This window comes from Phaeobacter sp. CECT 5382 (genome assembly GCF_001457775.1).
Taxonomy (GTDB): domain Bacteria; phylum Pseudomonadota; class Alphaproteobacteria; order Rhodobacterales; family Rhodobacteraceae; genus Pseudophaeobacter.
The window spans coordinates 331,449-345,809 of sequence record NZ_CYSG01000001.1 but is presented as its reverse complement, the minus strand read 5'-3'; the positions used below and the strand labels follow the sequence as shown (position 1 = coordinate 345,809).

Annotated in this window: 10 protein-coding genes; 4 read left to right on the top strand and 6 right to left on the bottom strand. The window is 59.3% G+C overall.

Translation table 11 applies throughout. From position 1 onward, the window contains the following. Nucleotides 1-51: 51 nt before the first annotated feature. Entirely contained in the window at nucleotides 52-2,424 is a 2,373-nt protein-coding gene (locus PH5382_RS01595; protein WP_058332670.1) for a Tex family protein, read from the top strand. A 237-nt stretch (nucleotides 2,425-2,661) separates the two neighbouring features. Here the strand turns inward: PH5382_RS01595 and PH5382_RS01590 are convergent, their stop codons facing one another. The 4 genes from PH5382_RS01590 to PH5382_RS19660 all read right to left on the bottom strand — a co-directional run bounded on the left by PH5382_RS01590 (nucleotide 2,662) and on the right by PH5382_RS19660 (nucleotide 7,780). After that, complete coding sequence (locus PH5382_RS01590; RefSeq protein ID WP_231751767.1) at nucleotides 2,662-4,125, bottom strand: hypothetical protein; 1,464 nt, start codon at nucleotides 4,123-4,125, stop codon at nucleotides 2,662-2,664. Nucleotides 4,126-4,375: 250 nt separating this feature from the next. Beyond that, entirely contained in the window at nucleotides 4,376-4,900 is a 525-nt protein-coding gene (locus PH5382_RS01585) for a hypothetical protein (protein ID WP_197409973.1), read from the bottom strand. After that, nucleotides 4,893-7,463 (bottom strand): aminopeptidase N, encoded by a 2,571-nt coding sequence (pepN, locus tag PH5382_RS01580; RefSeq protein WP_058332579.1) that lies wholly within the window; start codon nucleotides 7,461-7,463, stop codon nucleotides 4,893-4,895. The genes PH5382_RS01585 and pepN overlap by 8 nt, the downstream gene beginning before the upstream one ends. Then, on the bottom strand, nucleotides 7,460-7,780 hold the full coding sequence (locus PH5382_RS19660; RefSeq protein WP_156414814.1) for a hypothetical protein: 321 nt from the start codon (nucleotides 7,778-7,780) through the stop codon (nucleotides 7,460-7,462). Before PH5382_RS19660 ends, pepN begins: the two co-directional genes overlap by 4 nt. On the opposite strand from PH5382_RS19660, the gene PH5382_RS01575 reads away from it, so the two are divergent. The 3 genes from PH5382_RS01575 to PH5382_RS01565 all read left to right on the top strand — a co-directional run bounded on the left by PH5382_RS01575 (nucleotide 7,780) and on the right by PH5382_RS01565 (nucleotide 11,462). Next, a complete protein-coding gene (locus tag PH5382_RS01575) occupies nucleotides 7,780-9,912 on the top strand; it encodes a malate synthase G (RefSeq protein ID WP_058332578.1) in 2,133 nt (710 codons plus the stop codon). The two genes, PH5382_RS19660 and PH5382_RS01575, sit on opposite strands and share 1 nt — an antisense overlap. An 84-nt stretch (nucleotides 9,913-9,996) precedes the next feature. Beyond that, complete coding sequence (locus PH5382_RS01570) at nucleotides 9,997-10,422, top strand: GlcG/HbpS family heme-binding protein (protein WP_058332577.1); 426 nt, start codon at nucleotides 9,997-9,999, stop codon at nucleotides 10,420-10,422. A 257-nt stretch (nucleotides 10,423-10,679) separates the two neighbouring features. Next, complete coding sequence (locus tag PH5382_RS01565) at nucleotides 10,680-11,462, top strand: gamma-glutamyl-gamma-aminobutyrate hydrolase family protein (RefSeq protein ID WP_058332576.1); 783 nt, start codon at nucleotides 10,680-10,682, stop codon at nucleotides 11,460-11,462. A gap of 91 nt (nucleotides 11,463-11,553) precedes the next feature. On the opposite strand, the gene PH5382_RS01560 is transcribed toward PH5382_RS01565, so the two are convergent. Together PH5382_RS01560 and PH5382_RS01555 are read right to left on the bottom strand one after the other, a co-directional pair. Next, a complete protein-coding gene (locus tag PH5382_RS01560) occupies nucleotides 11,554-13,794 on the bottom strand; it encodes a xanthine dehydrogenase family protein molybdopterin-binding subunit (protein WP_058332575.1) in 2,241 nt (746 codons plus the stop codon). Nucleotides 13,795-13,798: 4 nt separating this feature from the next. Then, a complete protein-coding gene (locus tag PH5382_RS01555) occupies nucleotides 13,799-14,263 on the bottom strand; it encodes a (2Fe-2S)-binding protein (protein ID WP_058332574.1) in 465 nt (154 codons plus the stop codon). Nucleotides 14,264-14,361 lie beyond the last annotated feature (98 nt).

Below are 14,361 nucleotides of genomic sequence, written 5' to 3'. Positions count from 1 at the left end.
TGCCACGCAGAGCTAAGAAGAGTGCCCGAGCAGAACGAAGAGGACGCATCGTTGGATACCGCAGCCCGTATTGCCCAGACCATTGCCACTGAAATTGGCGCAGCCCCCAAACAGGTAAACAGTGCCGTGACGCTGCTGGACGAGGGCGCAACCGTGCCGTTCGTGGCGCGCTATCGCAAAGAGGTTACCGGTGGTCTGGATGATACCCAGTTGCGCACACTGGCAGAGCGTCTGTCCTATCTGCGTGAGCTGGAGGCCCGGCGGGTGACGATCTTTGATCAGATCAAATCGCAGGACAAACTGACCGATGAACTGGCGGCTTCAATCGCCAAGGCCGAGACCAAGGCGCAGCTGGAAGATATCTATCTGCCCTTCAAACCTAAACGCCGCACCAAGGCGATGATTGCCCGTGAAAACGGGCTGGAGCCATTGGTAGAGGCTATCCTTGCAGACCGCTCGGCGGTGCCTGATGCGCTGGCTGCGGGCTTTGTCACAGAGGCTGTGCCGGATACCAAAGCGGCGCTGAACGGCGCGCGTGATATTCTGACCGAACGTATGACGGAAAACGCGAGCCTTCTGGGGCGGCTGCGCCAGTTCATGCAGGCCGAGGCCCGGCTGACCGCCCGGGTGGTCGAGGGCAAGGAACAGGTCGGCGCCAAGTTTTCTGACTATTTTGATCATAGCGAACGTTGGGCCGATGTGGCTTCGCACCGTGCACTGGCGATGTTGCGCGGCTCCAATGAGGGCGTGTTGACGCTGGATATCGGGCCCGAGCCCGAAGAGGGTGTTGCCCGCGCCGAAAGCATGGTGGCGGCAGAACTGGGGGCTGGGGGCACCGGCCCCGGTGACAAGTGGTTGCGCAAAGTGGCAGGCTGGACCTGGCGCGTGAAGCTGAGCCTGTCGATGATGCTGGAACTGATGAGCGATCTGCGCGCCCGTGCGCAGGACGATGCAATTCAGGTCTTTGCGCGTAATCTCAAGGATCTGCTGTTTGCTGCCCCAGCCGGTGCGCGGCCGACTCTCGGGCTGGATCCGGGCATTCGCACCGGCGTCAAGGCGGCAGTGGTTGATGCAACCGGGAAACTGCTCGCCACAGAGACGCTGTATCCGTTTCAGCCAAAGAATGATTTGCGTGGCGCCCAGGTCAGCATCCTGAAACTGGTCGCCGAACATGGTGTCGAGCTGATCGCCATCGGCAACGGCACTGCCAGCCGAGAAACCGAACGCATGGTGGCAGAGGTGATCCAGAACCTTCCCGCCAAGGTGAAAAAACCCACTAAAGTGGTGGTCTCCGAAGCTGGCGCCTCGGTCTATTCGGCCTCTGAACTTGCGGCGCGGGAGTTTCCTGATCTGGATGTCAGTCTGCGCGGGGCGGTTTCCATCGCGCGGCGTCTACAGGATCCGCTGGCCGAGTTGGTCAAGATCGAGCCCAAAAGCATCGGTGTGGGGCAATATCAGCATGACGTTGACCAGCACCGTCTGACGAAATCGCTCGAGGCGGTGATCGAGGACGTGGTGAACGCAGTGGGCGTTGATCTCAATATGGCCTCGGCGCCGCTGCTGAGCCATGTTTCGGGGCTGGGGCCAGGATTGGCCGAGGCTATCGTGGCACATCGCGATGTGAACGGTGCTTTTGTCTCGCGCCGGGAATTGCTGAAGGTGGCGCGCCTTGGTCCCAAGGCCTTTGAGCAATGCGCGGGCTTCTTGCGTATCCGCGAAGGAAAAGAGCCGCTGGATGCTTCATCGGTGCATCCGGAAGCCTATGATGTGGCGCGCAAGATTGTTTCGGCCTGCGGGCGCGACATTCGCCAGATCATGGGCGACAGCACGGCCCTCAAAACCCTGCGCGCCGATCAGTTTGTCAGTGAGACCTTTGGCTTGCCGACCGTGCGCGACATCTTTGCCGAGCTGGAAAAGCCGGGTCGAGATCCACGCCCCTCCTTTGTGACGGCCACCTTTGCGGAAGGGGTCGAAACCATGCAGGATCTGAAGCCGGGTATGGTGCTGGAAGGTACGGTGACCAATGTCGCAGCTTTTGGCGCTTTTGTGGATATTGGGGTGCATCAGGACGGTCTTGTGCATGTCAGCCAGCTGGCGGACAAATTTGTGAAAGATCCCCATGAGATTGTAAAAACGGGGCAAGTGGTCAAGGTCACCGTCACCGAGGTCGATGTGGCGCGCAAACGCATTGCGCTAACCATGCGCAAGGATGGCGGCGCGTCGGCACGTGAAGACCGCAATGCCACAGGGCCAGCGGCACGCGAAACCGGTAAAGGGGCCAAACATGGCCCGCGCGGTGGACAAAAGGTGGGGCAAAAAGGTGGGCAGGGGCGCGGTAAAATGTCGGCCTCGCCTGGTGGCGGTGGTAAGTCCGAAACCGGTGCGTTGGGCGCGGCCCTGATGGATGCCTTCAAAAAGAACTAGCTAGGCTTGATGCTATCTAGGCTTGATGACGAAAGTGCCAGAGGAAAGGCCGGGCGCTATGTCCGGCCTTTTCTGTATGTCGCCCTTGGTGATTTCGCCCTGCTTCAAGTCACTTGAGGGGCTCAAGTCCCGCGTTCTATCTGCGCGAACTACATCGGATGCTCTGGGATTGCCAAGAGGCACGCATTGGTGGGAACGCCGAGAACGTGGCTGAAGGGGCGGCGGCAGATTGCTGTCTCAGCCCTGCAGCAGATCAAAGCCCTCCGGAGTAAAGGAGATCCTGTGGCCGCTGTCGATTTCTTCGTGGAAAACGCGGGCAATACATTCCAGTGCCTCGGCCTGCCCGCGTGCGGCAAATCGGCGGACTGATGTGACGCGAGCACTGTTGTCAAATCCCCGCGTCGCATGCGCCCAGACAAGCGGGTGTAGTTCGCGCAGGTGGCTGCGTACCAGCCAGCGGGTGGCTTCGCAGATCTGGCGTCGGGTGGCCTCGGCCTGATCATTGCGACCGTTGTCGTGACGCAGGGTGACACCGCAATAGGCGGTCAGCAGGTTGATCATCTCCTGGCTGGGATTGGCGCAGAGGATATCCTGCAACCCATCCATAAAGAACTTTGGATCGACCCGTGCACAGGCCTGTCCATCCAGCGCCATGGCATCAAAATAGACCCAGGTATAGCCGCCAGCCCCCCACAACTCCTGCGTGCGGGCAGCAGTCCGTCGGGCCTCCAGTTCGAGCGCGGCATAAGAACCATTGGCGCGGGGCAGCATCTGCATGCCAAGGCCACGCATATGGCGTGGATTGCCAGGGTCACGGTCGATCAGGGCCGCGTAGGCGTCGGCCACGCGCAGGGTGTCTTCGGTTTTGCCGGCATAAAGCGCGCATTGGGCCGATGACAAAAAGGCGCTTTCTTCGCAGTCGTCCTTGAGAGGGGCCATAAGAGCTGCAGCGCGGTCAAAATGCGCCGCCGCGCGCCGTTGCGCCGTCTTGCCATTGGTCTCGTCGGTCGCCGAGCGGCGCCAGATCCAGGCAATATCGACATGGGCCAATGCGACCAAAGCCGTCAGATAACTGTTCAGGCGATGTTCACCGCGTAGCGCTTCCAGTGCCATGATACCGGCAATGAGGGCGCGATTGTTATTGGCCGGTGCCCCTTTGACGCTGGCGTCTTCAAGTGCATGTTCGACCGCATTGACCACATCTGCCCGGGCGCCAAAGGCCAAAAGATCGGCCTCGGCGAGCCCACCGGGGGTGCAGGTCTGGTTCCGGTCTGCGGTGCGGATCAGTGCCGATAGCTCCTCCCAGCGTTCCTGACGGGCCAGAAACTGGCCTTGGTCTTGCAGAGACTGGCGGCGTGCAACATCCGGGCAATCGGTGCAGATTGGGATCAGCAGCTTGTCTTCCAGGTGTTTCGCCCGACCTTCGGCTGGAGTGTCTTGCACTGTGCTTTCGCTGGTGTCCGCTGCCGAAATTACTCCAGTCGGAATTGCAATTTCGGCCTTAGGTTGTGACCTCGTGTCGGGAGCTGTTTCTGATGCGCCTGCGGCTCTATGTGTCCCGGAGACAGAAACAGTATCTGTTTCGGTGCCTGCATTGCCACCGGGAAAGGGCAGGGCCGACACTCTGGCATTGAGCCAGTTGGGAATATCCTTGGGCAGTTGGGACATGAATGCCCACATCTGTTCGCGCGTTTTGAGCATTCAAAAGTCCTGCGGGTTGGCAGCTTCGTTGTTGGGATCAAACTGATCCTTCAATGCGGCGCAATCGTGGCAGGGATGGGGAGTTTGCCGAGCCGAATTGGGAAATCGCAAGGCATCGGAGATTGCTTATGATGTATTTGAAATAATGTATTTAGGAGTGCCGTTGAAACAGCCGCGAGGGATCTGCGATATGTCGCTTGAAATGGTTGTGACCTGAGAGCTGGGCCTTGAGGGCAGGCACAGCCGGAGGCTAAAATACCGTGAAATGGTGGCGCTCGCTGGTGACCCCACGGTCTTGCATCTTCTGTTCGAAGGGATCCACCGGTGGCAGAGCAGATTGCGGCAGGCGGATTTTGCCGCCGCTCCGCAGGATCAAGGTGGCGCGGAAGGAGAAATCCCAGCGCCGGTCCAGCCGCAATAGTTGAATATCTTGCAGCGCCAGGCTGTTGCGTGCTGTGCCGGTGAACCAGGTAATCTGGTCACCCTCCAGAACCAGGCCCGAGGAAGGGTTGCGCCACAGATCCCAGGTTGCAGGCAAGGCAGGCAGAGCAAAGATCAGAATGATCCACCCGGCAGCCTCAAGCACGAGGCCGAGGGCGGCAAGCGCCAGTATCCAACACAGCAGGGCCAGAACCAGTGATAACGACCGTCCTTGTCGCTGGAAGTGATAATCAGGATGGGGGGCGTGTTTTGCCCCCGCATCCTGTGTGCTTTCCTGCCCCGGGGCGTGGTTGTGCGCGCGCCCGGACCCGACTGGGGGCTTGGGGTCAAGCATTCAGGATCCGGCTGACCATTTCATTGGTGTCCCGGCTGAGACCGCCGCTGGACGCAATGCGCTGCAACTGGGCTTTGATCAGGGACTGGCGGTCGCTGTCATAGCGTTTCCAGGTCTGGAAGGCGGTGCACATGCGCGCCGTGGTTTGTGGATTGAGCTTATCCAGCGCGATGAGGTTTTCTGCTAGCAGGCTATAGCCCGCGCCACTGGCATGATGAAAGCCCGCGTGGTGACCGGCGAGGGCGCCCATGACCGCCCGGAACCGGTTGGGGTTCTTCAGGGTGAAAAGCGGATGCCGGGTCAGATCAGCGGCAATGCCTGCGGCGCGGTCCGGGCTGGCGCAGGCCACTTGCAGAGCAAACCATTTGTCCATCACTAGCCGGTCTGCTTGCCACTTCTCAAAGAAGGCTATGGACTGGGTTTCGCCTTTTTCCGCTTTCATCAGGCTGGCCAGTGCACTGTATTGCTGGGTCATATTATCGGCAGAGGCGAACTGACGTGCGGCAGCATCGCCGCCATCCAGTCGTGTCAGCAGCGACAGGATGCGGCCATTCAGGGCCCGTTTGCCAGCACTGGTTGCATCCGGCGAATAGGGGCCATCGACCGTGGTTGCCGCATAAAGCCGGGGCAAGCTGTCAGCGAGTTGCTGCGCCAGGGTCATGGCAAAGGTTTCAGCGGCATCGTCAATCTTTTGCGGATCCGGCACGGTGCCATCTTCGAACAGGGCCTGAGCAATATCGGATTGGCTGGGCGGCTGTAGCATCAGTGCCCGAAAGGCCGGATCAAGTGTGTCGTCACGCAGCAGTTTCTGCAACGCATCCAGATAGGCCGGATCCGGGGCTGAACCAGTTTTTACCATCGACAGGCGCGAGGCGCGCGCGAGGCTGTTTCCGGCTTCCCACTGATTAAAAGGGTCGCTGTCATGGGCCAGCAAAAAGGCCCGTTCGGCATTGCTGGTTTCGCGCTCCAAAACCACCGGGGCGGAAAACTCGCGCAGGATCGAAGGCACTGGTTTGCTGGCGAGATCTTTGAATTCAAAGACCTGCTTTGCCTCGGTCATTTCCAGAACCGTGGTAGGCAACACTTCATCACCGTTGTCATTCAACAGACCAATGGCGATCGGGATGACGCGGGGATCCTTTTGCGGCTGACCCGGTGTTGGTGCCGTGTCTTGTTCGAATGTCAGGGTGTAGGTGCCCTCTTCATAGGCCTCGTCTACCTTCAGGCGCGGGGTGCCGGCCTGGGAATACCAGCGTTTGAACTGGCTCAGATCGCGGCCAGTGGTGTCTTCGAACACTTTCAGCCAGTCTTCGATGGTGCAAGCTTGCCCATCGTGACGCTCAAAGTAGAGATCTAGCGCGCGACTGTAGGCCCCATCCCCGACCAGACGTTTCAGCATGCCGATGACTTCGGCGCCTTTTTCATAGATGGTGGCAGTGTAGAAGTTGTTGATTTCCTGAAATTCTTCGGGGCGTACCGGGTGCGACAGCGGGCCCTGATCCTCGGGGAACTGGCGCGCGCGCAGGTCAATCACGTCAGAGATCCGTTTCACCGGGGCCGAGCGCATGTCAGAAGTGAATTGCGCATCGCGAAACACCGTCAGCCCCTCTTTCAGGCAGAGCTGGAACCAGTCGCGGCAGGTGATGCGGTTGCCAGTCCAGTTGTGAAAATACTCATGGGCGATGATCGCCTCGATACGTTCGAAATTGGCGTCGGTGCTGGTTTCGGGGCTGGCTAGAACACAAGAGGAGTTGAAGATGTTCAGCCCCTTGTTTTCCATCGCGCCCATGTTGAAATCATCCACCGCGACGATGTTGAAGATATCTAGGTCGTATTCGCGCCCATAGGCCTGTTCATCCCAGGTCATGGATTTCTTCAGGGCATCCATGCCAAAGGCGCATTTGTCTTCGTCACCCGGACGTACCCAGATGTTGAGCTCGACCGCGCGACCGGACTTGGTGGTGAAGGTGTCCGGATGATTGACCAGATCACCGGCCACCAGTGCAAACAGATAGGCCGGTTTCGGCCAGGGGTCATGCCATTCGGCAGCACCTGCGCCCTGCGATACTGGATTGCCGTTTGACAACAAGACCTCTTCATCGCCCTCGATACGCACGGTAAAGGTGCTCATGACATCGGGGCGATCGGGGTAATAGGTGATCTTGCGAAAACCTTCGGCCTCACACTGGGTGCAATACATGCCATTGGACATATAGAGCCCCTCGAGGGCGGTATTGCCTGCGGGGTCGATCTCGACCTCTGCTTCCCACAGAAAGGCGGTGTCTGGGGTGGTGCAGACCAGACCTTCGGGGGTCACATCAGGCGTTACGGCGACACCATCAATACTGGCCGAGATCAGTTTGAGCTTTTCGCCATGTAAAAAGAACTGCGGATCAGCTGCGTCGGCCTTTGGCGTAAAATGGATCCGGCTGATCACGCGGGTGGCATTGGGAGCCAGACGAAAGGTCAGATCGACGCTGTCGACCTCAAACCCAAAGGGGGTGTAGTCCTTCAGATAAAAGGTTTGCTGCGCTGTGCTGTCGTGGCCTGTTGCTGCCGTCATCTTCGGATCCTTGCTGTCGCTATCAGGCTGGATTCCAAAGGCACTTGCAAAGTCGCAGTTCCGGGCATCTGGCCTGTCTCATCGGTTGCACCAGTGGTAGGCAATGGCTGCGCCGTCGGCAAGCAGGTGGTGGCAAAAATGCGATTTATGCCTCTTCGTTGAAAGTTCCCGAGATTTTGAAAATATCCGAGATTTGCAAATGGATTTTGAAGCAGCTGTGCGATAATTGGTAAAATAATATTACCACGCATGTTGCCGATAGGAAACTTATCCTGTATCCGAGAAACAGGATCGGCAACCCGCAGGGAGGAATTCAATGAGCGGCATGCGCAAAATCGAGGGGATGCAGGTGGCATCCGAACTGGCGGATTTCATTGAAACCAAGGCCTTGCCGGGAACCGGCGTAGCGGCAGATGCCTTTTGGGCCGGGCTGTCAGGGCTGGTCAATGACATGGGTGATGAAAATCGCGCCCTGCTGGCCAAACGGGCTGATATCCAGGGCAAGATCGACGCCTGGCACATTGAACATCGCGCAGCCCCACAGGATGCCGCAGCTTATCAGGCATTTTTGAAAGAGATCGGCTATCTGGTGCCTGAAGGCGATGATTTCGAGATCGACACGGCCAATGTCGACGCTGAAATCGCCATGACACCGGGCCCGCAGCTGGTGGTGCCGATCACCAACGCACGCTTTGCACTGAATGCCGCCAATGCCCGCTGGGGCAGTCTTTATGATGCACTCTATGGCACCGATGCGATGGGGGATCTGCCCTCCGGTGGTGGGTATGATGCCTCGCGCGGCGCAAGGGTGATCGCCTGGGGACGTAATTTCCTGGATGAGACTTTCCCGTTGGCCAGTGGTTCCTGGAGCGAGATTTCCGGCCTTGCGGTTGTGGATGGCGCGCTGGTGCCTGCGCCAAAGTCGGCGGATCAGTTTGTCGGCTATGTCGGTGACGCCGCGAACCCCAGTCGTGTCCTGTTGAAAAACAACGGGTTGCATGCGGTCATCGAAATCGACGCCGCAGGCAACATTGGGGCGTCAGATGCAGCAGGCATCAACGACATCACGCTGGAATCGGCGCTGTCGACCATCATGGATTGCGAAGATTCCGTGGCCTGCGTCGACGCCGAAGACAAGGTTGTTGCCTACTCCAACTGGCTGGGCCTGATGAAGCGTGACCTGACCGAAGAGGTCACCAAAGGTGGAGAGACCTTCATCCGGGCTCTGAATCCGGATCTGAAGTACACCACCGCCAAAGGCGAGACCGCCAGCCTTAAGGGGCGCTCACTTTTGCTGGTGCGCAATGTTGGTCATCTGATGACCAACCCTGCCGTGCTGGACAGTGCAGGCCGCGAGGCGGGCGAAGGCTTTCTGGATGCGATGATAACCGTGCTCTGCGCCATGCATGACCTGCAGGCTGAGGGCGGTAATTCGCTGCATGGCTCGGTCTATGTGGTGAAACCCAAAATGCACGGCCCCGAAGAGGTCGCTTTTGCCTGCCGTATCTTCGACCATGTCGAAGCGGCGCTGGGCCTGCCTGCCAATACGGTCAAGATCGGCATCATGGATGAGGAACGCCGCACCTCGGTGAACCTTAAGGAATGCATTCGCGCCGCGAAGTCGCGTGTTGCCTTTATCAACACAGGCTTCCTTGATCGCACCGGCGACGAGATCCATACTTCGATGGAAGCGGGTCCAATGCTGCCCAAGGGAGAGATGAAGGGAACCGCTTGGATTGCGTCCTATGAGGATCGCAATGTTGATATCGGTCTGGCCTGTGGCCTGAAGGGGCGCGCGCAGATCGGCAAGGGCATGTGGGCCATGCCGGATCTGATGGGCGAAATGCTGAAAGCCAAGATTGGCCACCCTCAGGCCGGTGCGACCTGCGCCTGGGTGCCGTCGCCGACTGCGGCGACCCTGCATGCGACCCACTATCACCAGTTTGACGTTCTGGCGCGGCAGGATGCTCTGCGTGCCGCAGGGCCACGTGGCACGTTGGAGGATCTGCTGACCATTCCCGTTATGCAGGGACAGAACCTGTCTGATGGTGAAATTACCCACGAGGTTGAAAACAACGCCCAGGGTATTCTGGGCTATGTGGTGCGCTGGGTGGATCAGGGGGTTGGTTGCTCGAAGGTACCTGACCTGAACAACGTCGGCCTGATGGAAGACCGCGCCACCTGTCGGATCTCCAGCCAAGCGCTGGCAAACTGGCTACATCACGGCGTCGTGGATGAATCCCGCGTGATGGAGGCGATGCAAAAGATGGCTGCAGTGGTGGACGGGCAAAATGCGGGGGATGCCAGCTATACCCCCATGGCGCCGGGGTTCGATGGCATTGCCTTTCAGGCGGCCTGTGATCTGGTGTTTAAGGGACGGATCCAGCCGTCTGGCTATACCGAACCGGTGCTGCATGCGCGCCGCCTTGAACTCAAGGCCTCCAGCTAGGATACTCGAAACAGACAAGGGTCAGGTCAGGTGCCTGACCCTCTTTGTTTGTAAGCGAACAAGATAAGACAGAAGGATAAGATCATGACAGTTTCCCTCAGACGCGCACGCACCATCATTCGCAAAGCTCTGGAAAAGGGCCGCGAGATGGAGTTGAAACCGCTTTCGGTCGTGGTGCTGGATGCCGGCGGCCATGTGCAGGCCTTTGAACGCGAAGATGGTGCTGCCCCGGGTAGGTTTGCCATTGCCCATGGCAAGGCCTACGGCGCAGTGATGCTGGGCATGGCGGGCACCGCCCAGATGGCACGGGCTGAAAATCAGGCCTACTTCATGGCAGCCGTGAACGGTGTCTATGGCGGTCAGGTGATCCCGGTTCCCGGAGGCGTGTTGCTGCGTGACAAAAAAGGTGCTGTGATTGGCGCTGTTGGGGTCACTGGCGACAGTTCGGACAATGATGCCATCGCGGCCATGGCTGGCATTGATGCGGTTGGCCTGACCGGAGAAATCTAACCGGAGAAATCTGGCTGAAAAACCTGACCGCGGCGCGGTGATGGCTGCAGTCTATCCCATACGATTGAGGAGTGCCAAGACCCTTGGCGCTCCTTTTGTTTGCGTGTTCTTTGTGCACGAGCTGCATATCCGGGCAAAGTGACGCTAGGATGTGCAGGGCTGAACAGTCGCCTGCGCACCTGTCGCACTGCTCGGCTGTTGCGAGATCCATGCGGAGCGCTTAGTTTTACAGGGTCCAATTCATATCCGGAGTCCCCATGGCGCGTCCCAAAGTCGGCATTATCGGCAATTCCTATCTGATCAACGATCAATACCCGGCCCATGCCGGCGGCACGATGAATTCCGAAGCCGTGGCCGAGGTTGCTGATTGCATGCCCTTGCTGATCCCCTCAGATCCGCGGTTTTTGTCAGTTGATGAGCTTCTTGAGACCTTTGACGGCTTTTTGCTGACCGGCGGGCGACCCAATGTGCACCCCAATGAATATGGCGAGGCGGAAACCGAAGCCCACGGCGCCTTTGACCGGGCCCGCGATGCTATTGCCCTACCGCTCGTGCGAGCCTGCGTGCAGCGCGGCCAACCGTTTCTGGGTATCTGCCGCGGCTTTCAAGAAGTGAATGTGGCGATGGGCGGCACGCTTTATCCGGAAATCCGTGATCTTCCGGGGCGCATGAATCACCGCATGCCGCCGGATGGCACGCTGGAAGAAAAATTTGCTTTGCGCCATTTGGTGAAAATGACCACAGGCGGAGTGTTTCATCAGCTGTTTGGCGCGGATGAGGTGATGACCAATACGCTGCACGGGCAGGGCATCAAAACGCCGGGCCAAAGCATTGTTATTGATGGTGAAGCCCCGGATGGCACACCGGAGGCGATCTATGTCAAGGACGCGCCCGGATTTACCCTTGCGGTGCAGTGGCATCCCGAATGGGACGCCGCAAATGATCCGGTCAGTCGTCCTCTGTTTCAGGCCTTTGGCGCCGCCGTGCATGCCTGGGCCGCAGGCGAACGCCCTGCGCAGGGCTTGCAGAAAACCGCCTGATGTTCTGATAAAACTGAAGCGATACAAAAAGGCCACCCGATGGGGTGGCCTTTTGCGTTGTGATAGGGATGACGCAAGGCTGGGCGCTGACTTAGCTCAGCAGATCGAAGTCATGCATCAGGGGCAGGCGGCGTGCGCGTGTGCCTGTGAGGTCAAAGATCGCATTTGCCAGTGCGGGGGCTGCTGGCGGCGTGCCGGGCTCCCCTGCGCCGCCCATGTGTTTTTGCTCCTGCAGCACGGCGACTTCGACCCGTGGCATGCTGGGCATGCGGATGGCGTCATAGTCAGGGAAGTTTTCCTGCTGCACCGCGCCACCGTCAAAGGTGATCTCGCCAAAGCAGGCCGCCGAAAGCCCATAGGCAAGGCCGCTGAACAGCTGTGCCTCGACATTGCGCGGATCCACAGCAGTGCCCAAATCAGCGGCAATCCAGGCGTTCTTGATGGCAATCTGCCCGTCCTGATCCGCCACCTCGATGACCTGCGCCACCGGGGTGCCAAAACTATAGACAAAGGCGACACCGCGGCCGATGCCCTCGGGTGTTTTGCCGCTCCAGCCGGACATATCGCGCACGGTTTCAAGAACCTTCGCACCCGGCTCCCATTCGGCACGGGCCAGCTCCAGCCGGAACTCCAGCGGGTCGCGCCCGGCCTTATGGGCCATCTCGTCGATGATACTGTCCGAGAAGAAACCGTTGAACGAGGCTGCAACCGACCGCCAGAACCCCACCGGGATCATCGGCTTGGTGATATAACCTTCGACGCGGAAATTGGGGATTGCCAGCGGCTGGTTAAAGGCGGCGTCCACATGACCCTTGTCAGGGCCTGACATCGGCAGTCCCAACATGCGGCCAGCGCCTTCCTGTGTGGTGGATTGCGCGGCGATCTTGCCGTGTACCATCACTGCCTTGCCATCCTTGATCGCAGCGCGATAGCGGCCGATGGCACCGGGGCGGTAAAAGTCATGGCGCATGTCTTCTTCGCGCGACCAGGTGAGCTGCACCGGCGTGCCTTTCATCTGCCGGGCGATCTGAACGGCGCGATCAGCGTAGTCCACCTCGATCCGGCGACCAAAACCGCCGCCCAGATAGGTGGTGTGGACCGTGACTGCCTCAGTTTCCAGACCGGCTAGCTCTGCGGCGGATTTCTGTACCACGGTCGGGCCCTGATTAGGGGCCCATATTTCCAGTGCGTCCCCAGTATACAGGGCCGTGGCATTCATCGGCTCCATGGTGGCATGGGCCAGATAGGGCAGCTGGTATTCGGCCTCAATCACCTCGGCCCCTTCGGGCAGGTCGTCCACATCGCCATCGTCACGCAGGGTTGAATTGGCAGAGCCGTCAAAGCTGGCGGCGATCTCTGCAAACAGTCCTTCGGTGGTTTGCGGATAGCTCGCAGGCTCCCAGTCGACTGTGATCGCATTCACAGCCTGTTGCGCCAGCCAGGTATTGCTGCCGACAACCGCAACCGCGTCACCCAGATCAAGGATCTGTTCCACCCCGGCCATGGCTTCGGCCGCTGAAGCGTCAAAGCTGCGCATGCCCGCACCAAAATGTGGGTTCTGCTTGATGGCGGCAAATTTCATACCTGGGATGCGGGTGTCCACACCAAATCCAGCGGTACCAGTGACCTTGGCCACCATGTCAATGCGCGGCACGGTCTTGCCGATGTATTTCCACTGCGCGGCAGGGCGCAGCTCAACCTCTTGCGGGGCAATGCCTGCAGCTTCAACAGCGAGCTCAGCATAAGATAGCGTCACACCACCGGGGGCCAGCACATGCCCGTCTTTTGTTTCAAGCAGGGCACGCGACACACCCAGTTTTTGAGCGGCCGCCTCTTTCAGGGTTTCGCGCGCAGAGGCGCCAGCGCGGCGCATGCGCTCAAACCCGTCCTTCATCGAGGAGGAACCACCTGTGACCTGCAGATCCAGGAACTTGGAGAAATTGCCGACAACCTGTCCCAATGAGTGCTGGAAATCGCTGGCGTTGTAGCCGCGCCCGGGCAGGGCTTCGGCCATCATGGCACTGTTGTAATAGGCCTTGGCGGCGGGGCCGTGGATCACGTTCACCGCATTCGGATCCACATCCAGTTCTTCGGCGATCAGCGCCGCCCAGGAGGTGCGCACGCCCTGTCCCATCTCGGCGCGGGGGGCAATCAGGGTGACTCCTGACTGGTCCAAAAACACAAAGGGATTGAGCACCGCTTTGCCCGCACCGGGCTCCAGCGGGTTGGGAGCGGGCTGGTGATATTTGTAGGTGCCAAAGGCGACCCCGCCCAGAATGGCGGCAGAACCGACCAGAAAGCTGCGGCGGGCAATTTTTTTCAAGCTGGCCATCGGATCACGCCTCCTGCATCATTTTGGCGGCGGAATGGATGGCGGCGCGGATACGGGGGTAGGTGCCACAGCGGCAAAGGTTCCCCTGCATCGCCTCGTCGATGTCCGCGTCGCTTGGCGTGGGGTTTTCCGCCAGAAGGCTGGCCGCCTGCATGATTTGACCTGACTGACAGTAGCCGCATTGCGCGACCTGGTGTTCGACCCAGGCCGATTGGATTGCTGCCATATTGTCTGGCGTGCCGAGACCTTCGATGGTGGTGATGTCGCCCTCAACATCGCCAAGCGGCAGCTGGCAGGATCGGATGGCCTCGCCGTTCACTTGCACGGTGCAAGCACCACAGGCAGCGACGCCGCAGCCGAATTTGGTGCCGGTCAGGCCGATCTCATCGCGCAGCACCCACAGCAGGGGCACATCGTCGGGCAGATCCACCTGATGTGGTTTTCCATTGATGCGGAGGGTTTTCGACATGGAACTGGCCTTTTTGCTGGGTCCGACTGGGGCTGGAATATTTTGAGTCATGCATTTTGAGTTGTGACAAAATGCACGAAATATGTCAGCGCGTCAAT

Bases quoted from the DNA above. Each gene is read 5' to 3' on its own strand.
- PH5382_RS01590 (WP_231751767.1), bottom strand. From the start codon at position 4,125: ATGCTCAAAACGCGCGAACAGATGTGGGCATTCATGTCCCAACTGCCC.
- PH5382_RS01585 (WP_197409973.1), bottom strand. From the start codon at position 4,900: ATGCTTGACCCCAAGCCCCCAGTCGGGTCCGGGCGCGCGCACAACCAC.
- pepN (WP_058332579.1), bottom strand. From the start codon at position 7,463: ATGACGGCAGCAACAGGCCACGACAGCACAGCGCAGCAAACCTTTTAT.
- PH5382_RS01575 (WP_058332578.1), top strand. From the start codon at position 7,780: ATGAGCGGCATGCGCAAAATCGAGGGGATGCAGGTGGCATCCGAACTG.
- PH5382_RS01570 (WP_058332577.1), top strand. From the start codon at position 9,997: ATGACAGTTTCCCTCAGACGCGCACGCACCATCATTCGCAAAGCTCTG.
- PH5382_RS01565 (WP_058332576.1), top strand. From the start codon at position 10,680: ATGGCGCGTCCCAAAGTCGGCATTATCGGCAATTCCTATCTGATCAAC.
- PH5382_RS01560 (WP_058332575.1), bottom strand. From the start codon at position 13,794: ATGGCCAGCTTGAAAAAAATTGCCCGCCGCAGCTTTCTGGTCGGTTCT.
- PH5382_RS01555 (WP_058332574.1), bottom strand. From the start codon at position 14,263: ATGTCGAAAACCCTCCGCATCAATGGAAAACCACATCAGGTGGATCTG.